The 22,839-nt window shown below is 61.1% G+C and carries 23 protein-coding genes; 12 read left to right on the forward strand and 11 right to left on the reverse strand.

Annotation, left to right across the window (positions count from 1 at the left end):
* Positions 1 to 21 precede the first annotated feature (21 nt).
* The gene (locus tag F2S13_RS26625; protein WP_166366541.1) at positions 22 to 888 is read left to right on the forward strand and encodes a CsgG/HfaB family protein; all 867 of its coding nucleotides are present in this window, start codon (positions 22 to 24) and stop codon (positions 886 to 888) included.
* Positions 889 to 1,015: 127 nt separating this feature from the next.
* Here the strand turns inward: F2S13_RS26625 and F2S13_RS26630 are convergent, their stop codons facing one another.
* The 4 genes from F2S13_RS26630 to F2S13_RS26645 are packed head-to-tail and all read right to left on the reverse strand — an operon-like array spanning position 1,016 to position 4,963.
* Positions 1,016 to 2,167, reverse strand: coding sequence for an ABC transporter ATP-binding protein (locus F2S13_RS26630; protein ID WP_166366543.1), 1,152 nt, complete (start codon positions 2,165 to 2,167; stop codon positions 1,016 to 1,018).
* Between the two features lie 16 nt (positions 2,168 to 2,183).
* Positions 2,184 to 2,993: an ABC transporter permease gene (locus tag F2S13_RS26635; protein WP_166366545.1), complete on the reverse strand. Its 810-nt coding sequence runs from the start codon at positions 2,991 to 2,993 to the stop codon at positions 2,184 to 2,186.
* Between the two features lie 6 nt (positions 2,994 to 2,999).
* Complete coding sequence (locus F2S13_RS26640) at positions 3,000 to 3,941, reverse strand: ABC transporter permease (RefSeq protein ID WP_166366547.1); 942 nt, start codon at positions 3,939 to 3,941, stop codon at positions 3,000 to 3,002.
* Positions 3,938 to 4,963 (reverse strand): polyamine ABC transporter substrate-binding protein, encoded by a 1,026-nt coding sequence (locus F2S13_RS26645; protein ID WP_166366549.1) that lies wholly within the window; start codon positions 4,961 to 4,963, stop codon positions 3,938 to 3,940. Before F2S13_RS26645 ends, F2S13_RS26640 begins: the two co-directional genes overlap by 4 nt.
* Positions 4,964 to 5,199: 236 nt before the next feature.
* On the opposite strand from F2S13_RS26645, the gene F2S13_RS26650 reads away from it, so the two are divergent.
* The 5 genes from F2S13_RS26650 to F2S13_RS26670 all read left to right on the forward strand — a co-directional run bounded on the left by F2S13_RS26650 (position 5,200) and on the right by F2S13_RS26670 (position 8,723).
* The gene (locus F2S13_RS26650; RefSeq protein WP_166366551.1) at positions 5,200 to 5,388 is read left to right on the forward strand and encodes a hypothetical protein; all 189 of its coding nucleotides are present in this window, start codon (positions 5,200 to 5,202) and stop codon (positions 5,386 to 5,388) included.
* 271 nt (positions 5,389 to 5,659) lie between these two features.
* The gene (locus F2S13_RS26655) at positions 5,660 to 6,445 is read left to right on the forward strand and encodes a transporter substrate-binding domain-containing protein (RefSeq protein WP_166366553.1); all 786 of its coding nucleotides are present in this window, start codon (positions 5,660 to 5,662) and stop codon (positions 6,443 to 6,445) included.
* A 55-nt stretch (positions 6,446 to 6,500) separates the two neighbouring features.
* Positions 6,501 to 7,229: an ABC transporter permease gene (locus F2S13_RS26660; RefSeq protein ID WP_166366555.1), complete on the forward strand. Its 729-nt coding sequence runs from the start codon at positions 6,501 to 6,503 to the stop codon at positions 7,227 to 7,229.
* On the forward strand, positions 7,226 to 7,936 hold the full coding sequence (locus tag F2S13_RS26665) for an ABC transporter permease (RefSeq protein WP_166366557.1): 711 nt from the start codon (positions 7,226 to 7,228) through the stop codon (positions 7,934 to 7,936). Before F2S13_RS26660 ends, F2S13_RS26665 begins: the two co-directional genes overlap by 4 nt.
* Positions 7,937 to 7,958: 22 nt before the next feature.
* Positions 7,959 to 8,723 (forward strand): ABC transporter ATP-binding protein, encoded by a 765-nt coding sequence (locus F2S13_RS26670; protein ID WP_166366559.1) that lies wholly within the window; start codon positions 7,959 to 7,961, stop codon positions 8,721 to 8,723.
* A 59-nt stretch (positions 8,724 to 8,782) separates the two neighbouring features.
* On the opposite strand, the gene ribBA is transcribed toward F2S13_RS26670, so the two are convergent.
* Positions 8,783 to 9,892 carry a bifunctional 3,4-dihydroxy-2-butanone-4-phosphate synthase/GTP cyclohydrolase II gene (ribBA, locus tag F2S13_RS26675; protein ID WP_166366561.1) on the reverse strand — a complete coding sequence of 370 codons (1,110 nt, stop codon included), beginning with the start codon at positions 9,890 to 9,892 and terminating at the stop codon, positions 8,783 to 8,785.
* 299 nt (positions 9,893 to 10,191) lie between these two features.
* On the opposite strand from ribBA, the gene F2S13_RS26680 reads away from it, so the two are divergent.
* The 3 genes from F2S13_RS26680 to F2S13_RS26690 all read left to right on the forward strand — a co-directional run bounded on the left by F2S13_RS26680 (position 10,192) and on the right by F2S13_RS26690 (position 13,776).
* Positions 10,192 to 11,520: an OprD family porin gene (locus tag F2S13_RS26680; protein WP_166366563.1), complete on the forward strand. Its 1,329-nt coding sequence runs from the start codon at positions 10,192 to 10,194 to the stop codon at positions 11,518 to 11,520.
* Positions 11,521 to 11,601: 81 nt separating this feature from the next.
* Positions 11,602 to 13,005 carry an amino acid permease gene (locus F2S13_RS26685; RefSeq protein ID WP_166366565.1) on the forward strand — a complete coding sequence of 468 codons (1,404 nt, stop codon included), beginning with the start codon at positions 11,602 to 11,604 and terminating at the stop codon, positions 13,003 to 13,005.
* A gap of 450 nt (positions 13,006 to 13,455) precedes the next feature.
* Complete coding sequence (locus F2S13_RS26690) at positions 13,456 to 13,776, forward strand: hypothetical protein (RefSeq protein ID WP_166366567.1); 321 nt, start codon at positions 13,456 to 13,458, stop codon at positions 13,774 to 13,776.
* An 881-nt stretch (positions 13,777 to 14,657) separates the two neighbouring features.
* On the opposite strand, the gene antC is transcribed toward F2S13_RS26690, so the two are convergent.
* Genes antC through antA form a run of 3 tightly spaced genes read right to left on the reverse strand, consistent with a single transcriptional unit; the run spans position 14,658 to position 17,585 of the window.
* Entirely contained in the window at positions 14,658 to 15,683 is a 1,026-nt protein-coding gene (gene antC / locus F2S13_RS26695) for an anthranilate 1,2-dioxygenase electron transfer component AntC (protein ID WP_166366569.1), read from the reverse strand.
* Positions 15,684 to 15,702: 19 nt separating this feature from the next.
* Positions 15,703 to 16,194, reverse strand: coding sequence for an anthranilate 1,2-dioxygenase small subunit (antB, locus tag F2S13_RS26700; RefSeq protein WP_166366571.1), 492 nt, complete (start codon positions 16,192 to 16,194; stop codon positions 15,703 to 15,705).
* Positions 16,191 to 17,585: an anthranilate 1,2-dioxygenase large subunit gene (gene antA / locus F2S13_RS26705; protein ID WP_166366573.1), complete on the reverse strand. Its 1,395-nt coding sequence runs from the start codon at positions 17,583 to 17,585 to the stop codon at positions 16,191 to 16,193. Before antA ends, antB begins: the two co-directional genes overlap by 4 nt.
* A 313-nt stretch (positions 17,586 to 17,898) precedes the next feature.
* Between antA and F2S13_RS26710 the strand changes: the two genes are divergently transcribed.
* Positions 17,899 to 18,909, forward strand: coding sequence for an AraC family transcriptional regulator (locus F2S13_RS26710; protein WP_166366575.1), 1,011 nt, complete (start codon positions 17,899 to 17,901; stop codon positions 18,907 to 18,909).
* A 164-nt stretch (positions 18,910 to 19,073) separates the two neighbouring features.
* Here the strand turns inward: F2S13_RS26710 and kynA are convergent, their stop codons facing one another.
* The 3 genes from kynA to kynB are packed head-to-tail and all read right to left on the reverse strand — an operon-like array spanning position 19,074 to position 21,828.
* On the reverse strand, positions 19,074 to 19,919 hold the full coding sequence (gene kynA / locus F2S13_RS26715) for a tryptophan 2,3-dioxygenase (protein WP_166366577.1): 846 nt from the start codon (positions 19,917 to 19,919) through the stop codon (positions 19,074 to 19,076).
* Positions 19,920 to 19,930: 11 nt separating this feature from the next.
* Positions 19,931 to 21,181, reverse strand: coding sequence for a kynureninase (gene kynU / locus F2S13_RS26720; protein ID WP_166366579.1), 1,251 nt, complete (start codon positions 21,179 to 21,181; stop codon positions 19,931 to 19,933).
* Positions 21,178 to 21,828 carry an arylformamidase gene (gene kynB / locus F2S13_RS26725; protein WP_166366581.1) on the reverse strand — a complete coding sequence of 217 codons (651 nt, stop codon included), beginning with the start codon at positions 21,826 to 21,828 and terminating at the stop codon, positions 21,178 to 21,180. The genes kynU and kynB overlap by 4 nt, the downstream gene beginning before the upstream one ends.
* A gap of 135 nt (positions 21,829 to 21,963) precedes the next feature.
* Between kynB and F2S13_RS26730 the strand changes: the two genes are divergently transcribed.
* Both F2S13_RS26730 and F2S13_RS26735 read left to right on the forward strand, forming a co-directional pair.
* Positions 21,964 to 22,455: an Lrp/AsnC family transcriptional regulator gene (locus F2S13_RS26730; protein WP_166366583.1), complete on the forward strand. Its 492-nt coding sequence runs from the start codon at positions 21,964 to 21,966 to the stop codon at positions 22,453 to 22,455.
* 48 nt (positions 22,456 to 22,503) lie between these two features.
* Positions 22,504 to 22,797: a DUF1330 domain-containing protein gene (locus F2S13_RS26735; RefSeq protein ID WP_166366585.1), complete on the forward strand. Its 294-nt coding sequence runs from the start codon at positions 22,504 to 22,506 to the stop codon at positions 22,795 to 22,797.
* The last annotated feature ends 42 nt before the right edge of the window (positions 22,798 to 22,839 follow it).

The following is a 22,839-nucleotide window of genomic DNA, read 5'->3' on the forward strand; positions in this document are numbered from 1 at the left end:
CGTCAAACGGGATGACAGACCATGAAAAGAATTTTGCTGTTGGTCACGCTGGTAGCGGCCTTGCAGGGATGCACGGCCATACGCACCCCCATGCCAGCCGAGCAGGAAGCTGAAATACCAACCCTTACGCCACGCGCTTCGACCTATTACGATCTGATCAACATGCCTCGCCCCAAAGGGCGGCTGGTGGCAGTGGTCTACGGCTTCCGCGACCAGACCGGGCAATACAAGCCAACGCCGGACAGCTCGTTCTCCACCAGCGTGACCCAGGGCGCGGCGAGCATGCTGATGGATGCCCTGCAAGCCAGTGGCTGGTTCGTGGTGCTCGAACGCGAGGGCCTGCAGAACCTGCTGACCGAGCGCAAGATCATCCGCGCCTCGCAGAAAAAGCCCAATACACCGGTCAACATCCAGGGCGAACTGCCGCCGCTGCAAGCGGCCAACCTGATGCTCGAAGGCGGAATCGTTGGTTACGACACCAACGTGCGCAGCGGCGGGGAGGGCGCGCGCTACCTGGGGATCGGCGGTTCGCAGGAATACCGGGTCGACCAGGTAACCGTGAACCTGCGGGCGGTGGATGTGCGCAGCGGCCAGGTGCTGTCCAACGTGATGACCACCAAGACCATCTACTCGATCTCGCGTAACGCCGGGGTGTTCAAGTTCATCGAGTTCAAGAAACTGCTGGAGGCGGAAGTGGGCTACACCACCAACGAACCGGCGCAACTGTGCGTGCTGTCGGCGATCGAATCGGCGGTTGGGCACCTGCTGTCCCAGGGCATCGAGCGGCACTTGTGGCAAGTGGCCGATGGCAAGGGGCTAGAAGACCCTACAGTGGACAAGTACCTGAGCCAGAACCGTACCGACTTGCCTGAAACACCGGCGCAGTGAGGCCTGGTTGCTGGGGGCCTCATTCCCACGCTCCGCGTGGGAATGCAGTGGTAGACGCTCCGCGTCGCGACGCGGAGCGTCAGAGGAGGCATTCCCACGCGGAGCGTGGGAACGAGAGGTGCCGCGTTTAGTGCGCCCCGGCCGCCTTGTTCAAATCACTCTCGGCCCACTGGGTATACACACAAGCATCCGAAGCCGCCCAACGCACCTTGACCTGATCCCCCGCCGACAACGGCATACCACCCGCTGACAGCGCCTTGACCGTCATGGCCGTTCCACCAGCAGTCACCACGCTGCAAGTCAGGCTCTCACCCAAAAACAGCACTTCAGTCACCTTGGCCGCCACTTCGTTCCAACCCGCCGGTAACGGTTCGCTGGCGGCCTGCTTCATGCTCAGGGCCAGGGCCTTTTCCGGGCGTACCATCAACAGTACGTCCTGGTCGGTGTGCAGACTAGAGGTCAAGCGGATCGACAGGGGTTGTCCTTCGAACATGGCCACGGCATTGCCCTGGGCCTTGAGCTTGAGGAAGTTGGAGTTGCCCAGGAACGAGGCGACGAAGGCATTCGGTGGGTTCTGGTAGAGATCATAGCCAGTGCCCAGGCCGACGATCTTGCCATGGCTGAAAATCGCGATGCGCTGGGACAGGCGCATGGCTTCTTCCTGATCGTGGGTCACGTAGACGATGGTGATGCCCAGGCGCCGATGCAGCTGGCGCAGTTCGTCCTGCAGGTCTTCGCGCAGTTTTTTGTCCAGGGCGCCGAGAGGTTCGTCCATCAGCAGGATGCGCGGCTCGTAGACCAGCGCCCGGGCAATCGCCACGCGCTGTTGCTGGCCGCCGGACAGTTGCGAAGGGCGGCGGTGGGCGAACTGCTCGAGCTGAACCAGCTTGAGCATGGCCTCGACCCGGCGCTCGCGCTCGGCGCTGGCTTGTTTGCGGATGTCCAGGGGGAAGCCGATGTTGTCGCGCACCGACAGGTGCGGGAACAGCGAGTAACGCTGGAACACCATGCCGATGTCGCGCTTGTGCGGTGGCACGTTGACCAGCGACTGGCCATTGACCTGGATTTCCCCGGAGCTGGGCGTCTCGAAGCCGGCCAGCATCGACAGGGTGGTGCTCTTGCCCGAACCGCTGGAGCCGAGGAAGGTCAGGAACTCGCCATCCTTGATGTCCAGCGAGATGTTGTCCACGGCGGCGAAGTCGCCGTAATGCTTGTTCAGGTTGCGCAGGCTGACCAGGGTCTTGCCTTGTTCTGCGGTGTCTTGGATTACGGCACTCATGTTGTTCTCCTGGCGCTCAGGCGCTGACTTCATTGCGCCGGCGCAACGCGGCGGCGATCACCATGACCAATACCGACAGACCGATCAGCAGCGTCGAGGCGACGGCGATCACGGGCGTCAGGTCCTGGCGCAGGGTGGTCCACATTTTTACGGGCAAGGTTTGCAGGGTGGGGCTGGCCATCATCACGCTGAGGACCACCTCATCCCACGACACCAGGAACGCGAACAGGCCGCCGGCCACCATGCCCGGACGTATCCCCGGGAACGTCACCTTGAAGATCGCCTGCAGGCGCGAGGCACCGCAGATCACCGCGGCATCCTCGATCGACTGATCGAACAGCTTCAGCGAGTTGATGATCGAGATGATGGTGAAGGGCAGGGCGACAATCACGTGGCTGACCACGAAGGAAAACATCGTCCCGGTGTAGCCCAGCTTGAGAAACAGCGCATACACCGCCACCGCGATGATCACCAGCGGCACGATCATCGGCAGGGTGAACAGGCCGTAGAGCATTTCCCGGCCACGGAAGCGTCCGCGCACCAGGGCAAAGGCCGTCGGCAACCCCAGCGCGACCGCGAAGATCGTGGTCAGGATGGCGACCTTGAGGCTGGCGTAGGCCGCGTCCATCCAGTCGGCATTGGAGAAGAACTGGCCGTACCATTTCAGCGTCCAGCCCGGTGGCGGGAACACCAGCCACTGGGAGGAGCCGAACGAGAGCAGCACGATGAACACGATCGGCAGCAGCAGGAACAGCGCAATCAGGCCCGTGGTCGTGTAGAGACCGAAGCGCATGCGCCGGCTCATGGCGTTGGGAGTCAGGAGCATGACGGCTTACCTCGCGTTACTGGAGCCGACCGGGGATTCCGGTTGCAGCTTCAGGTAGAAGTAGAACAGCACCAGGGTGATCAGGATCAGCAACGCCGCGGCGGCGCTGGCCAGGCCCCAGTTGAGGAACGACTGCACCTGCTGGACGATGAACTCGGGTAGCATCATGTTCTGTGCCCCACCCAACAGCGCCGGGGTGACGTAGTAACCCAGCGACATTACGAACACCATCAAGGCGCCCGAGAACAGGCCCGAACGGCACAGCGGCAGGAATACCTTGAAAAAGTTGGTCCAGGGGCTGGCGCCGCAAATGGAACCGGCCTGCAGCACCATCGGATCAATGGCCTGCATGGTCGCCTGCAGCGGCAGGACGATGAACGGGATCATGATGTAGCTCATGCCGATCACCACGCCGGTGAGGTTGTGCACCATCTCCAGCGGTTGGTCGATGATGCCCATGGCCATCAGGGCCTTGTTGATCACCCCCGACGCCTGCAACAGCACCAGCCAGGAGTAGGTGCGCGCCAACAGGCTGGTCCACATTGACAGCAGCACGATATTCAGCAGCCAGCGGCCCCAGCCGCGTGGCACCAGGGTAATCGCCCAGGCCAGCGGGAAGCCCAGCAGCAGGCTGAACAGGGTGACCAGGCCGGCGACCGAGAAGGTGTTGAACAGCACCCGGGCGTAGGCGGAATTGGCGAACAGCTGTTCGTAGTTGCCCAGCCCCGGCACGGGTTCCATGACCCCGCGCAGCAGCAGGCCGATCAAGGGTGCGAAGAAGAACAGGCCGAGGAACAGCAGGGCGGGGACCAGGTTACTGGCGCCGCGCCAACGCTGAGCCAGGGAGGTGGAGTCTTTCATCACCTTGGCCTTGCCTTGGGCCTCGCCGGCAGCGCTCGGGGCGCTGGCGGCGGGCGTGGGTTGACGGGACGCGGCCGTCATTTTCATTTGACCAGCCATTCGTTCCACCGTGTCGCGATGGCCGGGCCGTTTTTAGCCCAGTATGCGAAGTCTAGAGTGATCTGGTCCTTGGCGTAGGCCGTCGGCAGGTTGGGTGCGAGCTCAGGCTTGAGCAGGCTGACGCTGTCGAGGTTGACCGGCGCGTAGGCGGTCTGGTTGGCGAACTCGGCCTGGCCCTTGGCCGAGCTTGAGTTGGCCAGGAATTTCATGGCGGCGTCCTTGTTCTTCGAACCTTTTGGCACGACCAGCACATCGGCCATGACCAGGTTCTGCTTCCAGCTCACGCCAACCGGTGCGCCGTCATGTTGCAGGGCGTAGACGCGGCCATTCCAGAACTGGCCGAGGCTGGCTTCACCGGAGGCCAGCAGTTGCTGCGACTGGGCGCCGCCGCCCCACCAGACGATGTCCTGCTTGATGGTGTCGAGTTTCTTGAAGGCGCGATCCAGGTCCAAGGGGTAGAGCTTGTCGGCCGGCACGCCGTCGGCCAGCAGGGCCAGTTCCAGTACGCCGGGGCTCGGCCATTTGTACAGGGCACGTTTGCCGGGGTAAGTCTTGGTGTCGAACAGGGAGGACCAGTCGGTGGGTTTGTTGGCGCCCAGTTTGCCTTCGTTGTAGCCGAGCACGAAGGAGAAGTAGAACGAGCCCACGCCATGGTCGGAAACGAAACGCGGGTCGATCCGGTCGCGCTTGATCACGTTGAAGTCCAGCGGCTCGAGCAGACCTTCGCTGGCGGCGCGCAAGGCGAAGTCGGCTTCGACGTCGACCACATCCCATTGCACGTTGCCGCTTTCGACCATGGCCTTGAGCTTGCCGTAGTCGGTCGGGCCGTCCTGGACCACCTTGATGCCACTGTCCTTGCTGAATGGTTCGGCCCACGCTGCCTTTTGCGCATCCTGGGTCGTACCGCCCCAGCTGACGAAGCTCATGCTCTCGGCTGCCATCGCTGCAGTGCAGCTCAGTGCCAGCAGGCTGGCTGAAAGCAGTGCGGTTGCACGTTTGTTGAACACCATGTGTACGCCCTCATTGTTGTGTTTTGAGCGGGCTGTAGATGCCCGCCTATCGGGAGCAGCAGGTCGGTCGAGCCCTTTGACGGGGTGAACGATTATTCGGTCTACGGGATATCATATTATGGTATTCCAAACTTTTAGCAAGAGGTTGGGGCTACCGGTCATCCGCGAGGCCAGTCGGGCAAGGTGTGCGCAGCCGCTATAGTTAGACCAGCAACACGCGCAAAGGATGAAAAAAGATGAAGCTGATCTGTCGTGAAGTGTGGTGGTACGAGCCGCCCAAGCCTGGCCAGACCGAGGCAGACCTGCGCTGGGGGTTTCTGGAAATCTATTCCGACAGGTCGACCAAATGGGTCGATGAGCGACCGACCGCCGAGCAGATGAAAGCGCGTAAGAGCTGCCGGAATTTCCCCAAAGCCGACGACTGAGTCACCTCGGTTTGTTACCGCACGCCCCAACAAAGTGCAGAATCGTGCAGCGGTAACAGCATCGCGGCTGTTCCCATTCTTGCGCTTAACTGCTTGTCACCCCCATCCCAGAGCGCTTCCCGCACTTTTTGCAAAACGCGATCGACGAATTGGCCGGCTGATTGCATATGCTTGTCTGTACAAGTATCTGCGTGTTCGTAAGACCCTTTCGGCGCGCAGTACCGATGCCCATGCGCCACAAGCGCTTCTGTTGGTCCCAGGGAATAAAATAATGAAAAAAGCGTTTCTGACCCTTTCTGCATTGGCTTTGTGTGTCGCTGCCGGTTCTGCGCTGGCAAAGGAATACAAGGAGCTGCGCTTTGGCGTTGATCCGTCTTACGCTCCCTTCGAATCCAAAGCCGCCGATGGCAGCCTGGTAGGTTTCGATATCGATCTGGGCAACGCGATCTGTGCCGAACTGAAGGTCAAGTGCAAGTGGGTTGAAAGTGATTTCGACGGCATGATTCCGGGCCTCAAGGCCAACAAGTTCGACGGTGTGATCTCGTCCATGACGGTCACGCCTGCGCGCGAGAAAGTCATCGACTTCTCCAGTGAACTGTTCTCGGGGCCGACCGCCCTGGTCTTCAAGAAGGGCGCGGCCCTTGGTACTGATCCGGCCGCGCTCAAAGGCAAGAAAGTCGGCTACGAACAAGGCACGATCCAGGAAGCCTATGCCAAGGCCGTGCTGGACAAGGCCGGCGTAGAGACCCAGGCCTACGCCAACCAGGACCAGGTCTATGCCGACCTGATCTCCGGCCGTCTCGATGCCTCGATCCAGGACATGCTGCAAGCCGAGCTGGGTTTCCTGAAGTCGCCACAAGGTGCCGATTTCGAGGTCAGCAAGCCGGTCGACAGCGAGTTGCTGCCGGCGAAGACCGCCGTGGGCATCAGCAAGGGCAACAAGGAGCTCAAGGCACTTCTGGATAAAGGCATCCAGGCGCTGCACGACGATGGCACCTACGCCGCCATTCAGAAGCAGCATTTTGGCGAGCTGAACCTCCACAGCGCCAAAAAATAACGACCCTGCGCCCATCCACTGATGGGCGCTTTTTCGATTGCCAAAGGGCTGCCCAATGTTCGAAAACCTGTTGCAGATACTGGGTCTATCCGGCTTCAGCCTCAAGGGCTTCGGCCCGCTGCTGGTGCAAGGTACCTGGATGACCGTCCAACTGTCCTTCCTGTGCTTGCTGGTGAGCGTTGGCCTGGGCCTGATCGGCGCCAGCGCCAAGCTGTCCAGATCGGCCCTGCTGCGTGTCCCGGCCCAGGCTTACACCACGCTGATCCGCGGTGTGCCGGACCTGGTGCTGATGCTGCTGATTTTCTACAGCCTGCAAACCTGGTTGACCAGCCTGACCGAATACCTGGGCTGGGAATACATCGAGATCAACCCGTTCAGTGCCGGGGTCATTACCCTGGGCTTCATCTATGGGGCCTATTTCACCGAGACCTTCCGCGGCGCCATCCTCGCCGTACCGCGCGGGCAGATGGAAGCGGCTACCGCCTACGGACTGACACGCGCCCAGCGTTTTCGCTTCGTGGTGTTCCCGCAAATGATGCGTTTCGCCCTGCCGGGTATCGGCAATAACTGGATGGTGATCCTCAAGGCCACGGCGCTGGTCTCGATCATCGGCCTGGCCGATCTGGTCAAGGTGGCCCAGGATGCGGGCAAGAGCTCCTACCAGCTGTTCTTCTTCCTGGTACTGGCCGCCCTGATCTATCTGGTGATTACCACTGCTTCGAACTACATCTTGCGCCGGCTGGAAGTCTTCTACGCCGCTGGCACCCGGGAGGCCGTACGATGATCGAACTTCTGCAGGAATACTGGCGACCCTTCCTCTACCAGGACGGCACTCACATCACCGGGCTGGCCATGACCCTCTGGTTGCTCAGCGCCTCGATTTTCATTGGCTTCGTGATGTCGGTGCCATTGTCGATCGCCCGGGTATCCTCCAATGTCTGGGTGCGTTGGCCGGTGCAGTTCTACACCTACCTGTTCCGCGGCACGCCGCTGTATATCCAGTTGCTGATTTGCTACACCGGCATCTACAGCATCGCCGCCGTTCGCGCCCAGCCGGTGCTCGATGCGTTCTTTCGCGACGCCTTGAACTGCACCATCCTGGCCTTTGCCCTGAACACCTGCGCCTACACCACGGAGATCTTCGCCGGGGCCATCCGCAGCATGAACCATGGTGAGGTCGAGGCGGCCAAGGCTTATGGCCTGCGCGGCTGGAAACTGTATGCCTACATCATCATGCCGTCGGCCCTGCGCCGTTCGTTGCCGTACTACAGCAACGAAGTGATCCTGATGTTGCACTCGACCACCGTGGCCTTCACCGCCACCGTGCCGGACATCCTCAAGGTCGCTCGCGATGCCAACTCGGCGACCTTCATGACCTTCCAGTCTTTCGGCATTGCCGCCGTCATCTACCTGGCCGTCACTTTTTCCCTGGTCGGTCTGTTCCGTCTGGCCGAACGCCGCTGGTTGTCTTTCCTTGGCCCGGCTCATTAATTCGTAAAGGACGTTTGCGCACATGTACAAACTGACCGTTGAAAACCTGCACAAAAGCTACGGCAATCACGAAGTCCTCAAGGGTGTTTCGCTGAACGCCAAGACCGGCGATGTGATCAGCCTGATCGGCGCCAGTGGCTCGGGCAAGAGTACCTTCCTGCGTTGCATCAACTTCCTGGAAACGCCCAACGACGGCGCCATGAGCCTGGACAACCAGCCGATCCGCATGGTCCATGACCGCCACGGCATGCGCGTGGCCGACGCCAATGAGCTGCAGCGCCTGCGCACGCGCCTGGCAATGGTGTTCCAGCACTTCAACCTGTGGAGCCACATGACCGTGCTCGACAACATCACCATGGCCCCGCGCCGGGTGCTGGGTGTCAGCAAGAAGGATGCAGAAGAGCGCGCCCGGCGTTATCTGGACAAGGTCGGTCTGCCGTCGCGGGTCGCCGATCAGTACCCGGCGTTCCTCTCGGGCGGTCAGCAACAGCGCGTCGCCATCGCCCGGGCCCTGACCATGGAGCCGGAGATCATGCTGTTCGACGAGCCGACCTCGGCCCTGGACCCGGAGCTGGTGGGCGAAGTGCTCAAGGTCATTCAGGGGCTGGCCGAAGAAGGCCGTACCATGATCATGGTGACCCACGAAATGAGCTTTGCGCGCAAGGTGTCCAACCAGGTGCTGTTCCTGCACCAGGGGCGGGTGGAAGAGCAGGGCGCGCCCGAGGACGTTTTGGGCAATCCGAAGAGCGAGCGCCTGCAGCAGTTCCTCAGTGGCAATCTGAAGTAGAAAACCCGTCCTCGAGCGACTGTTCGGTCGCTCGAAGACCCAGGGTTATCCCTCGAAGCTCAACCCTCAAAGCTCACACACTCCACGACTTCCAGATCGTACCCGGTCAACCCCGCATATTTGAGCGGCGGCCCCAGGTGGCGCAGCTTGCCGACGCCCAGGTCCTGGAGGATCTGCGCACCGGTACCCACTTCCGAATAGATCTTCGACTGCGAGCGTTGGTACTGGCGTGGCGCCTGGGTCAATTGCGGCACGCGTTCGAGCAGCGCCTGGGACGATTCGTGGTTGGCCAGCACCACCACCACGCCGCGACCTTCGGCTGCGACCTTCTGCAGGGCCGCCCACAGCGTCCAGTTGGAAGGGCCTGTGTACTCGGCGCCGACCAGGTCGCGCAGGGGATCGATGACATGTACGCGGACCAGGGTCGGGTCTTCGCGACGCAGGGTGCCCATGACCATGGCCATGTGTACGCCGCCTTCGATGCGGTCTTCATAGGTGATCAGGCGGAAGGTGCCATGCACCGTTGGCAGTTCGCGCTCGCCGATGCGCACCACGGTGTGTTCGGTGCTCAGGCGGTAGTGGATCAGGTCGGCGATGGTGCCGATCTTGATGCCGTGGCGCTTGGCGAAGACTTCCAGGTCCGGGCGACGGGCCATGGTGCCGTCATCGTTCATCACTTCGACGATCACCGAGGCTGGGGTGAAGCCGGCCAGGCGGGCCAGGTCGCACCCGGCTTCTGTGTGGCCGGCGCGGGTCAGGACGCCGCCTTCGCGGGCGCGCAGTGGGAAGATGTGTCCCGGCTGCACCAGATCGGCAGGGGTGGCGCCGGGTGCCACGGCAGCTTGCACGGTGCGGGCGCGGTCGGCGGCGGAGATGCCGGTGGTTACGCCCGTGGCCGCTTCGATGGACACGGTAAAGGCAGTGCTGAAGACACTGCCGTTGCTGGGCACCATCTGTTCAAGTCCCAGCCGTTGGCAATGCTCGTCGGTCAGGGTCAGGCAGATCAGGCCGCGGGCTTCCCGGGCCATGAAGCTGATCGCTTCGGGCGTGCAACGGTCGGCGGCCAGCAGCAGGTCGCCTTCGTTTTCACGGTCTTCGTCGTCCACCAGCAGGACCATCTTGCCTTGCCGGTAGTCTTCGAGGATCTCTTCGATGCTGTTAAAGGCCATGGGTCATTCTCGGTGCGGGCAGTTAAGTGGTTATGGTATGCCATAATACAAATCAAGCCAATCCAGCGATCCGTTTCGCACGGTCCGCAGCGCGACCGCACGTCGTACCGAAGAAAAGTCACGCTAAAAGACGGTTGTTTCGAATTTTCTACGAAAAAACCGTCAATCGATGACTTTCTTTGCACGAAAATTCTTCGCATATCCCTTCATCATTTTCCTGCCGGAACCGGCCTTGTGCCGAGGTCCCGCGCTGCCTGTCAGCCACTCGTAAACACAATAAAAACAAGGAACACGCGCTTATGAACCCCATGCTGTTGACGGTCTTGCCGCTGGCTTTGACCGCGGGTTTCGCCCAATGGGCCCAGGCCAGCGAGACCGCTTCGAAGGGTTTTATCGAAGATGGCAGCCTGACGCTGACCAATCGCAATTTCTACTTTTACCGCAACTTCGTGAACAACCCGGGCGGCCAGAATTATCGGGACGAGTGGGCCCACGGCATCATCCTCGACTATGTCTCGGGTTACACCCAGGGCGTCGTCGGTTTCGGCGTGGATGCCTACGCCCAATTGGGGCTCAAGCTGGACAGCGGCAAGGGCCGTACCGGCACGGGGCTGCTGCCGGTCGGGGCCGACGGCCGGGCAGAGGACGACTATTCCGAAGCCGGCGGGGCGGTCAAGGCGCGGCTGTCACGCACGGAGCTCAAGTATGGCAACCTGACCCCGCTCAACCCGGTGTTCGGCACCGGCACCGCGCGGCTGTTCACTTCCCGCGCCACCGGTTTTCAGCTGACCAGCCAGGAGTTGCAGGGCCTTGAGCTGGACGCCGGGCACTTCACTGCCGGCAACGATGCCGATTCGACCAATGCCGACGGAGCCCTGCGTTCGCTGTATTCGGGCGTGGAAACCCGCCGCGTGGATTATCTGGGTGGCAATTACGCCTTGAGCGACAGCCTCAGTCTGAGCCTGTATGGCTCGGAGTTCGCCGACATCTGGCGCCAGTACTACGCCAATGCCCACTACAATCTGCCGCTGGCCGAGGCACAGGCACTGGCCTTCGATTTCAATATCTACCGCACGCTCGATGAAGGTGCCCAACTGGCCGGTGATATCGACAACACCACCTGGTCGCTGTCGGCCGCCTACAGCCTGGGTGCGCACACCTTTACCCTGGCCCATCAGCGGGTCAACGGCGATGAGCCTTTCGACTACCTGGGCTTCGACCGCCAGCCCGGCACCTCGATCTTCCTCGCCAACTCGGTGCAGATCGTCGACTTCAACGGACCCAACGAGCGCTCCTGGCAGTTGCGCTACGACCTCAACATGGCCGCCTATGGCGTGCCGGGGCTGAGCTTCATGGGTCGATACGTGCGCGGCGATAACATCGACGACAGCCATTACAACGGCGGCCCCAACGGCGGCCAGGGCGTATACGGCGCTTACGGTAGCGATGGCCGGCGCTGGGAACGCGATCTGGAAGCGCGTTATGTGGTCCAGTCAGGCCCGGCCAGGGACCTGTCGGTCCGCGTGCGCCAAGCCACCCTGCGCTCGAGCGAGCAAGTGGCGCGCACCGACACCGCCGACAGCAACGAAGTGCGCGTGATCATCGATTACCCGCTGAGCCTGTTCTGACCGGCCGGCAAGCAGCGCAGGGAGGCGCTCTGGACAGCAAACAATGACAACACCCCACGAGAACCATCTGAGAGCACCGCAATGACCGATACCCAGGGTTTTGAATCCATCTCCAGGCGTGAACAGGGGCTGCGACGGCAACTGACGGCGGGGCAGATGAGCATGATTGCCATCGGCGGTGCGATTGGCACCGGGCTGTTCATGGGCAGCGCTTTCGCCATCGGCTTCGCCGGCCCCAGCGTGCTGCTCAGCTATGCCATCGGTGCGTTGATAACACTGCTGTTGATGGGCTGCCTGGCGGAAATGACCGTAGCTCATTCGACCTCTGGTTCGTTTGGCGCCTTTGCCGAATTCTATGTCAGCCCCCTGGCTGGCTTTCTGGTGCGCTATGCCTATTGGGCGGCGATCGTGCTGGCCGTTGGCGCCGAGGTCACCGCGGTGGCCATGTACATGAAGTACTGGTTCGCAGGCGTACCGGAATGGGTCTGGATCCTGTCGTTTTCCAGCCTGCTGATCGGCCTCAATGCCACCAGCGTGAAAGCCTTCGGCAATTTCGAGTACTGGTTTTCGGCGATCAAGATCAGCGCCATCGTCGGCTTCATCCTGCTCGGCGTGTATGTGGTGTTCGGCTCGGGCGATCCGCAGTACGGGGTGCATAACTACGTCGCTCACGGCGGCTTCTTCCCCCATGGTATCGAGGGCATGTGGGTGGCGGTGACCATCTCCATCTTCAGTTACCTGAGCGTGGAAATGATCGCTGTCGCCGCTGCCGAAGCGGAAAACCCCGAGCAGGCAGTGAAAAAAGCCTTCAAGGCTACCATCGCCCGGCTGGTGGTGTTCTACCTGCTGACCATTGCGCTGATGCTCGCCATCGTGCCGTGGAACCAGGCCGGCCAGGGCCAGAGCCCCTTCGTCACGGTCATGCAGGCCATCGGCATTCCAGGGGCGACCAGCGTGATGAACTTCGTCATCCTGATCGCGGCGTTGTCGGCCATGAACAGCCAGCTCTACATCACCACCCGCATGATGTTCAGCCTGTCCCGCGCCGGCCATGCACCAGCGGCGATGGGCGCACTGAGCAAGCGCGGCATCCCGGTCAACGCCCTGATGCTTTCGAGCATCGGCATTGCTCTTGCCGCCGTGCTCAACGTGTTCTTCCCGGAAACCTCCTTCACCCTGATGATGGCCATCTCCATGTTTGGCGCCATCTTCACCTGGTTCATGATCTTCCTGACCCACTTCTTCTTCCGTCGCTACCATGACCGCAAGGGCGGGGCGCCGTTGTCATTCCGCATGCGCCTGTTTCCGTACAGCACCTTGCTGGGGTTGGTGCTGATGGGGGCGGTGATGATCACCACGTACTTTACCGAGGCGTTCCGGATGACGCTGGTGTTCGGTGTTCCATTCCTGGTGGTGCTGGCGGTGGCGTATCAGGTGTTCGTCAAAGGCGCCAAGGCGCAGTCGCGTTATCAATCGATACCCTAAGGCGCACCCGTACCTCCTCGTTCCCACGCTCCGCGTGGGAATGCATCCAGCGACGCTCTGCGTTGCGCCCGCGAAGGTCGACGCAGAGCGTCTGGCACGGCATTCCCACGCAGAGCGTGGGAACGAGATAAGATTTGAACGCCGGGCAGGGTTGTTCAGGGCTTAAAATCCCCCGGACACGCTTTCAACCGATTTAGGTCGGTGCGGCTAGGGTCGATGTCACCATTGGCATCAAGATAGATATGTAGGTTGGGCCACTTCGGGGTGATGCTGACGCAGTGATGGCGCGAATTTTCACCCCACCAATCGAACCTCATAAAGAATCTCTCATCTGGAAACAAGTGACCGTAATCGCTTGTGCTGCTTCCGGGAGACAACCCCCCTTTATATATTCGGTGCTGTACGTTCCAGATGGATCTAAGCTCCTCCTTCGCCTCCTTGGGGTAATGGATGGTCGCACCTGGAAGGACAAGCCCCCTCCGGAAAGAAATTGTAAACAGCACCACCAATACCAGCGCCACTAGCGCCAGGGGCAATAGCGCCAATATCAACAATGGCGCCCATAGCCAGCGCCAGCGAGCCAGGCGTGATTCACCTGCAGACGTGGACATTAATGCCATCCCCCCAATCTTCTGGAGCAATAGCCAGCACTTCGTCCATGATGATTTTCGCGGAAACGCCGCCATTGGGATATCGCAGGTAGAGATTTATGCCGATATTGATCGATACCCGATCGGCGACATCATCAAACGCCCGCAACCCATCACCTAAACTGGCGGTCAGATGCGGGCCGGACTTGCTTAGTCCAAACCGCCATCGCCTCGAGCCGCTTCGTCCATGCAATGGTATTTAACTCTGGTCGTCCCACAAGTCTGGCGTACCATGGCCGCCCCATGAATTTACTTGCCGTCGTGTTGCTGTCGTAGCTCAGCAACTCTTTCATCCTAAGTACGGCAGGGTGCTTGATGTTGCGATTCATCTCATCGGCGATGTATGTAGCAAGCGCCTCCATCTGGTCTGGATGGTTACAGACTGCGGAATTCGCATTCTGTGTGCTTGTTGCACCGAATCCGCTGCGTGGCGAGGAAGCTTTCTCTGCGAACTGCTGATCAGCCAGTCGGGATGTCGTCGGCGTTGAATGGTCTGCTGGTCGAGCAGCGGTCCTGGTGGCTGGCGGCGCACTATTGCTGGATTGGTAGGAGGCAAAAAATACCGAAGCCTCCAAACCGGCTTTACAGGGGCAATTGCTGTAGCTATCCAGGGTCCCGGCCACGAGCCGGCCGTCACTCAGGAAGTACGAGACCCCGCCGACAATGGCGTATGTCTGTCCGTCCACACCGCAGGTGACCGGATCACCTTCGCGAGCACGAGGTTGCCCCTCGATGAGCCAGCCTGTATCTCCGTCCTGAACCTAGCCACCGCAGGTGGTCTTGTCACCCACACGGATGAAATGTCCAATAGCCATTGAATTCCCCTTTTTCTGCTGACGATGGATTGCATCGACTCACGAATGAACGGGAATCGAGCAAAGTGCCGAGTCAGAGAATTAACGCAAAGGGGATGGGAGTAACTGAGACGTTTCCCAAGCAACCATCAGAAAGGTCTGAAAAAACTAACGCCCGACAAGTCGATAACCTGCCGGGCGTTTTGGCTTAGCTGTTACTTTCAGTGAACTTCTCGAAGTACAACCGGCCATGATCGAACGGCTGCGCATCCAGCCAACTCTTGACCGATTCAACCATCGGTGGCGGCCCGCACAGGTACATGTCGAAGGGTTGCTCACCCAGATCCGTGGCGTCGAAGTGCTCGGGAATGAAGCCGCGCTTGCCGGTCCATTGCGGGCCGTCGTCGCTGATCACGGGGGTGAAGCGAAAGCCCGGGATGCGCTCGGCATAGCCTTCGATGCGCGCCAGTTCGCAGAGGTCGGCGGCCTGGCGTACGCCGTAGTACAGGTGCACCGGATGCCCGCAGCCGCCGCGTTCGGCGATGTCGTCGAGCATGCCGAGGAAGGCTGACAGGCCGGTACCGCCGGCCACCAGTACCAGCGGCTTTTCGACGTGGCGCAGGTAGAACGCGCCGAGCGGGGCTTCGAAGCGGATCGTATCGCCCACCTGGCAGCGATCGCGCAGGTAGTTGCTCATGGCGCCATCGGGCAGCAGGCGGATGAGGAATTGCAGGGCGTTCTGCTCGTTGGGGCGGTTGGCGAAGGAGTAGGAACGGCGGGCGTCGCTGCCGGGAATCTGCAGGCGGGCGTATTGGCCGGGCAGGAAGTCCAGCTGGCGTGGGTCGGCGCTGGCATCCAGGTGCAGGATCGCCGTGCTCGGCGAGACCTGTTCGACAGCGCTGACCACCGCCTGTACATCGCTCGATTGTGCAGCGCTGCACAGCGAGGAATCGAAGTCGAAGTAGAAGGAGGCGTCGGACTTCACGCGGGTCTGGCAGGCAAGAATCTTGCGCTGTTGCAGGTCGCGGGGCGACAGGGCTTCCTCATCCACGTAATCCATGGCGTAACTGCCGGATTCGCAGCGCCCCATGCAGGTGGCGCAGACGCCCTCGCGGCAGTCCAGCGGGATGTTGATGCCGTTGCGCAAGGCGGCATCGAGCAGCAGCTCGTTGCCTTGCACAGGAAAGAACAGGGTCTTGCCGTCGGCAAAATTCAAAGCGACCTTGTGGTTCATGGTGTAGGTCCCCAGGCAATCACAGGTGGTAGAAATCGAGCACGGAATTGATCGTGTCGTTGAGCAGCAGCATGTGCTTGCGGGTGATCTTCCAGCTCTCGCCAACGGGCTTGAGGTGGTAGGTGGCATGGCCGAAGAACTGTTCGCTGGTGCCCAGGCGGGCGTACAGCGTGTGCCAGTTGGCCAGGACCCGCAGTTGCCCGTCGCCCAGTTCGCTGATGCGTACGTTGCTGATCTGGTGCAGTGTGCGTGGCAGCGGTGTGGAGGCCGCCGACTTGCCGGTGCGCAGACGGAACACGCGGTCTTCCAGGCCCGAGCGGTTGTTGTAGTAGATCAGCGACATGCCGCGCTTGGGGTCGGTGGTGTACTGGTGTTCCGATTCCCACTGAGGCAGGTGGTATTCGCAGTTCTCGTCGAACAGATCGATATAGGCATCCCAGTCCTGGGCGTCGCACAGCTCGGCCTTGCGGAAGAGGAATTGTTCGATGCGGTATTGCAATTGCGGATTCATGCTTGCACCTCCTGCAGTTTCAGGGCTTTTTGATCCAGGCCCTGGAGCAGGAACCGCTGCCAGTTGGCGTGCTGGTTCACATACAGGCCTTCATGGGTGAACTCGGTGCCGGTCAGTACCGGGGCGATGCCCAGGGTCTGGCTGTTGGGGGTAGCGCCTTCGACCCACTTGTCGTGGCCACGGGAGATATCGCTCCAGCGTTCCAGGCGGGCCTGGAAGCCGCGCTGGGCTTCGCGAAATTCCACCAGGTCATCAGGGGTGCCCATGCCGGAGACGTTGAAGAAGTCTTCGAACTGGCGGATGCGGCTTTCGCGATCCTTGTCCGATTCGCCCTTGACGCCGATGCACTGGCTGATGATTTCGGTCTTGTTCCAGGCCACGGGGCGGACGATGCGCAGCTGCGAGCTGATCTGGTCCATGAAGAACAGGCTGGGATAGACGTTGAGGTTGCGCAGGCGGTGCATCATCCATTCGGCCTTGGCCTGGCCGTATTCTTCCACCAGGCGTGGCATGACGCTGGCATAGCCGGGGCGCACGGCCGGGTTGGGCATGTCGCTGAACAGCACGCTATGGCCGTTGTTGAAGGAGAACCAGCCGTCGTCGGTCTCGGCATCACCGGCACCCAGCTTGCTGTAGTCCAGGGTGTCGCCGGCCTGGCCTTGTTCGCGGTCGACCTGATGGCGATGCTGCACGGTGGCCACGTAGTTGTAGTGCACGGTACTGACGTGATAACCGTCCAGGCCGTTCTCGTTCTGCAGCTTCCAGTTGCCTTCGTAGCTGTAGGTCGACTTGCCCGGCAGGATCTCCAGCTCACCGGTGGGCGACTGGGCGACCATCATGTCGAAGAACACCGTGGTGTCACCGAGGAAATCCTTCAGGCTGTCGCTGCCGTTGACGTCCAGGCTGATGAAGACGAAGCCCTTGTAGCTTTCGATGCGGGCTTTCTTCAGGCCGCGGGTGGCCTTGTCGAAGCCTTCGGGGTATTCGCCGGGCGCCTTGACCTTGACCAGGCGGCCGTCGCTTTTGTAGCACCAGGCATGGAAGGGGCAGGTGAAGGTCGACTGGTTGCCCTTGCCGACGCGGGTCAGGGTTGCGCCACGGTGCTGGCAGGCATTGATCAGGGCGTGCAGCTGGCCATTGCCGTCGCGGGTGATGATCATCGGCTGGCGGCCGGCGCGCAGGGTCAGGAAATCGTTGGGGTTGGCGATTTCGCTTTCGTGACAGGCGTAGATCCAGTTCTTCTCGAAGATCAATTCCATCTCCAGGTCGAACAGCTGGGGTTCGGTGAACATGTCCCGGGCGATACGGAAGACGCCTTCGGCGGGGCGGAAGTCCAGGCAGCCGCTGATGAAGTCACGCCATTGAGCTGTATTCTTGTTTGAAATATCCATGGGTTTTTAACCTCTGATATCGGGCTGATCAGGGGTGTCATTTAGGGGCTTGGCAGGCCAGTGGGTCTATCCGCTTAATGGGCAAAACCAGTCCATAAAATCGGCGCTTGCGCGACCGGTAACAAACCGCTGCAGCGCAGGTGTAACCTCAGGTGCAGAGGTTCGCGACAGGTGGTCATGGCTAGCCGGATAGTGGGCATTTACTATCCGGATAAGTCGCTATTTTCAGCAGCCCGCGCTCTGGTACGAAATGTGCTTTATATGTTGACCAGATGCGCCGTCAGAGCGTGATTTTTGCAACCGTGAGTGCCGCGTGATGAACCGCCCAGATCGACATTTCCAGGACATGGCCGCGCACCGTTACGATCCGGCGGGCGCGCGCTCCTGGATGGCCGATGTGTGCGGTCCCCACGCCCTCGATGTGCGCCAACCCGGGCGGCTGGATTTCCAGCACCATGGCAATGTGCTCAAGTCCCTGTCGACGGTGGTCGGCCAGGTGCAGTACGGGACCGATGTGACCATCGGCATCAGCGCCGAAACCAACCTCAATTGCTACAGCCTGAGCTTGCCGCTGACGGGCGAGCAGGAATTGGCCAAGCAGGGCCGGTTGCTGCGTTCTGACCGTACCCATGGGGTGATCATCTCGCCCCATGAACAGCAGGAGCTGACCATTGCCGGTGACTGCCGCAAGCTGCAGGTGGCCATTGCGCGGGCTTCGATCAATCAGGTGCTCGAGCAGTTGTTGCAGCGCCCGCTGGATGCGCCATTGTGCTTCGAACCGGTGATGGACGCGGTCGAGGGCGCCAGTGCCTCGTGGTGGCGGATGGTCAGCCATCTGAATGACGAGTTGAGCCTTTGCCGCGATCTTTATGATCAGGTGTTTTTCGGTCGTGACATTGAAAGCGCGTTGATCAAGGGCCTGCTCCTGGCCCAGCCGAACAACTATTCGGGCGAACTGCGCCAACGCCTGCAAGTGAAACTGCCGCACTACGTGCAAGCGGCCCGCGCATTTATCGAGGCCAACGCCCAGAGCCCGATCTGTCTGGAAGACATCGAGCGCGCCTGCGGCATTCCACGATCAAAATTATTCGAGGTGTTTCGCAAGTATCTGGGGCTGTCGCCCATGGCTTATCTGAAGAAGTACCGCCTCAATTGCGTGCGGCAGGTGCTGCTGGAGCAGCCTGGGGTACGTAATATCTCGGCTGTTGCCATGGATTGGGGATTTACTCATCTGGGGCGGTTTGCCAGTGAGTATCGCAAGCAGTTCGGGGAGGCGCCGAGTGCGACTTTGCAGCGTCAGGAAGGGCGGGGGAGTCAGCTCTGACAGGTAACTTAGCAGGGGGCTTTATGTTGCCTGCCAAGGCCTCATCGCTGGCAAGTCGAATCGTCGCACCGCAGCTCCCACAGGTTTTGTATCTAGCCTGCCATTAATGGTCGCAGATAATCCCTGTGGGAGCTGGCTTGCCAGCGATGCAGACGCCGCGAAATTCAAAGAGTAGTACGCAACTGCCAAAGCTCCGGAAACAACTCGGTATCAAGCATCTTGCGCAAATACCCGACACCTTCCGTCCCGCCAGACCCCTGCTTGAAGCCAATGATGCGCTCCACCGTGGTCACATGCCGAAAGCGCCACTGGCGGAACGAGTCTTCCAGGTCGATGAACTTCTCGGCCAGCTGGTACAGGTCCCAATACTGTTCGGGATGGCGGTAGACAGTCGTCCAGGCGGCTTGCACCGAGTCGTCTTGTACGGTCGGCCCGCTTGCAACCAGGTTCAGGCGTTGCGCATCGACCGGCAGACCCGCGTGCGCCAGTAGCCTGATCGCTTCGTCGTACAGCGACGGCGTCGCCAGGGCCTGCTCCAGCTCGGCCAGCAGCTCTGGGCGGTGGGCGTGGGGTTGCAGCAGGGCGGCGCTCTTGTTGCCGAGGATGAACTCGATCTCGCGGTACTGGAACGACTGGAACCCTGAAGACTGACCCAGCGACGGGCGAATCGCCGCGTACTCGGTCGGGGTCATGGTCGCCAGCACGGTCCAGGCGTGGACCAGCTGATCGAAGATCCGCGAGACTCGCGCCAGCATCTTGAATGCCGGCGGCAGTTCATTGCGCTTGACGTGTTCGCGGGCCGACTTGAGCTCGTGCAACATCAGCTTCATCCACAGTTCGGAAGTCTGGTGCTGGATGATGAACAGCAGCTCGTTGTGGTCTGTCGACAGGGGATGCTGGGCGCTGAGGATGCGCCCCAGGTCCAGGTAGTCGCCATAGCTCATGGCGTCCTTGAAATTCAGCTGGGCGTTGTGCCATTCCGGGTTTGGCGAATAAGGGCATTGGCTCATGGTCCTGCTCCTCAGGTCACGCTGTGACGGGTCTGGAATCGGGCGTCACGCCAGGTTTCGTTGTCGAGGATGTCGAACAGGACTTCCACGGCCTCGCCGACATCGCTGAAGGAGGTGTACAGCGGGGTGAAGCCGAAACGCATGATCTGCGGTTCACGGTAGTCGCCGATCACACCCCGGGCGATGAGTGCCTGCATTACAGCATAGCCGTGCGGGTGTTCGAAGCTGACGTGGCTGCCACGTTCGGCATGGGCGCGCGGGGTGACCAGGGTCAGCGGGAAGTGCCCGCAGCGCGTCTCGACCAGGTCGATGAACAGGTCGGTCAGGGCCAGGGACTTCCTGCGCAGCGCCTGCATGTCGGTTTTGGCGTAGATGTCCAGGCCGCATTCGACCATGCCCAGGGACACCAGCGGCTGGGTGCCGCACAGGTAGCGGGTGATGCCCGAAGCCGGCTCGTAATGCGGCTCCATGGCGAACTGGCGGGCGTGGCCCCACCAGCCGGACAAGGGCTGCCACGCCTGGTCGCACAGCGCAGGCTTTACCCAGACGAATGCCGGCGAGCCCGGGCCGCCGTTGAGGTATTTGTAGGTGCAGCCAATGGCGTAGTCGGCATTGGCGGCTTTCAGGTCCACCGGCACGGCACCGGCCGAATGGGCCAGATCCCACAGGGCCAGGGCACCATGGTCATGGACCAGGGCCGTGGTGGCGGCCATGTCGTACATGTGCCCGGTCTTGTAGTTGACGTGGGTCAGCAGGGTCAGCGCCACCTCATCGTTGAGCTGCCCCGGCAGGTCTTCCGGTCGTTCGATCAGGCGCAGCTCGTAGCCTTGCTGCAGCAGGTCGGCCAGGCCTTCGATCACATACAGATCGGCAGGAAAGTTGTGCAGCTCGGACAGGATCACCTTGCGCTTGGGCGCACGGTCAGCCTGCACGCGCAAGGCGGCTGCGAGGATCTTGAACAGGTTGACGGTAGTGGTATCGGTGATTGCCACTTCGCCTTTGCCTGCGCCAATCAGGCCGGCGAGCTTGTCGCCCAGACGGGTCGACAGGGTGCTCCACTGGGCGGTGTTCCAGCTGCGGATCAGGCCTTGGCCCCATTCCTCTTCGATCATCTGCGTCGCACGGGCCAGGGCCGCGTGGGGGCGGGCGCCGAGGGAGTTGCCATCGAGATAGATGACCCCCTCGGGCAGGGCGAATTCGTCGCGCAGCGGGGCCAGCGGGTCAGCCTGGTCCAGTTCGAGCAGGTGTTGTTTTGTTGTCATGCTTGATTTCCTTTCAGGGGGCGGAGTACGGCGCGCACGGGGCTTGCGTCCAGGTCGGTGAAGCGAAGGGGCAGGGCGATCAGCTCGTAGTCACCTTCCGGTACCAGATCCAGAACGATGCCTTCGAGAATGGCCATATGAGCGCGTGCAATGGCCTGGTGGGCGTCCAGCGTCTTGGAGCTCTGCGGATCGAGCGATGGCGTGTCGATGCCGATCAGGCGCACGCCGAGGCTGGCCAGCAGCTCGACGGTGGCCGGGGCGACCGCGCTGAAGTCCGGGTCCCATTCGGTCAGCGGCGCTTGCCGCCAAGTGCGCAGCAGCACGCGTGGTGGCACATCCTGCAGCAGGTGTTCGATATGGCGCGGCTCGACCAGCGGGCCGCAGCCCAGGCAGTGCATGACCCGGCACGGCCCCATATAGGTGTCCAGTGCAACGGCGCCGATGGCCAGGCCGTCGGCACTGTAATGCAGCGGCGCATCGACATGGGCGCCGGTGTGCGGTGAAAGGGTGATGCGCCCCACATTGACCGGACAATCCGCGCCCAGTTGCCAGACACGCTCTTGCGCAAAGGGTGTGTCACCGGGCCAGGTTGGGGTCTGGGGGTTCAAGGGCGGGCTGATATCCCACCAGGCGGGCTCATGGCTCATTGTTATGATCGCTCTCGGTTTGGTGAGAGAAATGATATGAGCGTCGAGAGAGAATTATCTTGCGAACATGAGCATGGGATGGCTGAATATTCGAATATTATTCGAATAATTGCCCTTCAAAGAGTGCATTCTGCAATGGCCAAACTCGATAGCATCGACCTGCGCATCCTCGCCTGCCTGAGCCAGGACGGACGCATGAGCAACCAGGAACTGGCGGAAAAGGTTTCCCTCTCACCCTCGGCCTGCCTGCGCCGCCTGCGCGCCCTGGAGAGCGAAGGCATCATCGCCGGTTATGGTGTGCGCCTGGACGCCGAGCAACTGGGCATCGAAGTGCAGGCGATGGTCAACGTCAACGTGCGCCAGGATGTCGAGGGGTGGCACGAACGCTTCATCGAAGCCCTGCAGCGCTGGCCGGAAGTGGCGGACGCCTACATCATCACCGGCGCCAGCAACTACCTGCTGCGCGTGCGCACCCGCAACCTCAAGCATTACACCGACTTTATCGTCAATCAGCTGCATCGCACGCCAGGGGTGACCGACATCCGTTCGGACATCATCCTGCAGAGCATCAAATCCAGGGATAACCTGCTTGATCTGGTGCGCCCGCAATCGCGTAGCGGGGATTGAATATTATGGTATACCATAATACATATTTATCCGTCAGCGAGGTTACACATGAAGGCTTACTGGATTGCCCACGTAGACGTCACCGACCCTGAGCAGTATCAGCAATACACCCAGCGCGCACCGGCGGCATTCGCGCTGTACGGCGGCAAGCTTCTGGCCCGGGGCGGGCGCTCGGAGGCGATGGAAGGCCGGGAGACACCGCAACGCAGTGTGGTGATCGAGTTCGAGTCGTATGAGCAGGCGGTGGCGTGTTATCGGTCGGCGGAGTATCAGGAGGCTTGCGGGTTTCGCCAAGGGGTGGCGAAGGCTGAGGTGATTATTGTCGAGGGATACGAACCCTGACGCCATCTCGTTCCCACGCTCAGCGTCACTAGTGTCCGGTAA

Source organism: Pseudomonas akapageensis (assembly GCF_011355085.1).
Lineage (GTDB): Bacteria > Pseudomonadota > Gammaproteobacteria > Pseudomonadales > Pseudomonadaceae > Aquipseudomonas > Aquipseudomonas akapageensis.

What these genes read in the sequence shown, in the direction of transcription:
- kynU (WP_166366579.1), bottom strand. Translation starts at nt 21,181, where the DNA reads ATGACAACAAAACAACACCTGCTCGAACTGGACCAGGCTGACCCGCTG.
- F2S13_RS26655 (WP_166366553.1), top strand. Translation starts at nt 5,660, where the DNA reads ATGAAAAAAGCGTTTCTGACCCTTTCTGCATTGGCTTTGTGTGTCGCT.
- F2S13_RS26660 (WP_166366555.1), top strand. Translation starts at nt 6,501, where the DNA reads ATGTTCGAAAACCTGTTGCAGATACTGGGTCTATCCGGCTTCAGCCTC.
- F2S13_RS26640 (WP_166366547.1), bottom strand. Translation starts at nt 3,941, where the DNA reads ATGAAAATGACGGCCGCGTCCCGTCAACCCACGCCCGCCGCCAGCGCC.
- antC (WP_166366569.1), bottom strand. Translation starts at nt 15,683, where the DNA reads ATGAACCACAAGGTCGCTTTGAATTTTGCCGACGGCAAGACCCTGTTC.
- antB (WP_166366571.1), bottom strand. Translation starts at nt 16,194, where the DNA reads ATGAATCCGCAATTGCAATACCGCATCGAACAATTCCTCTTCCGCAAG.
- F2S13_RS26735 (WP_166366585.1), top strand. Translation starts at nt 22,504, where the DNA reads ATGAAGGCTTACTGGATTGCCCACGTAGACGTCACCGACCCTGAGCAG.
- ribBA (WP_166366561.1), bottom strand. Translation starts at nt 9,892, where the DNA reads ATGGCCTTTAACAGCATCGAAGAGATCCTCGAAGACTACCGGCAAGGC.
- F2S13_RS26665 (WP_166366557.1), top strand. Translation starts at nt 7,226, where the DNA reads ATGATCGAACTTCTGCAGGAATACTGGCGACCCTTCCTCTACCAGGAC.
- F2S13_RS26685 (WP_166366565.1), top strand. Translation starts at nt 11,602, where the DNA reads ATGACCGATACCCAGGGTTTTGAATCCATCTCCAGGCGTGAACAGGGG.
- kynB (WP_166366581.1), bottom strand. Translation starts at nt 21,828, where the DNA reads ATGAGCCATGAGCCCGCCTGGTGGGATATCAGCCCGCCCTTGAACCCC.
- F2S13_RS26635 (WP_166366545.1), bottom strand. Translation starts at nt 2,993, where the DNA reads ATGCTCCTGACTCCCAACGCCATGAGCCGGCGCATGCGCTTCGGTCTC.
- F2S13_RS26670 (WP_166366559.1), top strand. Translation starts at nt 7,959, where the DNA reads ATGTACAAACTGACCGTTGAAAACCTGCACAAAAGCTACGGCAATCAC.
- F2S13_RS26645 (WP_166366549.1), bottom strand. Translation starts at nt 4,963, where the DNA reads ATGGTGTTCAACAAACGTGCAACCGCACTGCTTTCAGCCAGCCTGCTG.
- F2S13_RS26690 (WP_166366567.1), top strand. Translation starts at nt 13,456, where the DNA reads ATGGTCGCACCTGGAAGGACAAGCCCCCTCCGGAAAGAAATTGTAAAC.
- F2S13_RS26630 (WP_166366543.1), bottom strand. Translation starts at nt 2,167, where the DNA reads ATGAGTGCCGTAATCCAAGACACCGCAGAACAAGGCAAGACCCTGGTC.
- F2S13_RS26650 (WP_166366551.1), top strand. Translation starts at nt 5,200, where the DNA reads ATGAAGCTGATCTGTCGTGAAGTGTGGTGGTACGAGCCGCCCAAGCCT.
- F2S13_RS26680 (WP_166366563.1), top strand. Translation starts at nt 10,192, where the DNA reads ATGAACCCCATGCTGTTGACGGTCTTGCCGCTGGCTTTGACCGCGGGT.
- kynA (WP_166366577.1), bottom strand. Translation starts at nt 19,919, where the DNA reads ATGAGCCAATGCCCTTATTCGCCAAACCCGGAATGGCACAACGCCCAG.
- antA (WP_166366573.1), bottom strand. Translation starts at nt 17,585, where the DNA reads ATGGATATTTCAAACAAGAATACAGCTCAATGGCGTGACTTCATCAGC.
- F2S13_RS26625 (WP_166366541.1), top strand. Translation starts at nt 22, where the DNA reads ATGAAAAGAATTTTGCTGTTGGTCACGCTGGTAGCGGCCTTGCAGGGA.
- F2S13_RS26730 (WP_166366583.1), top strand. Translation starts at nt 21,964, where the DNA reads ATGGCCAAACTCGATAGCATCGACCTGCGCATCCTCGCCTGCCTGAGC.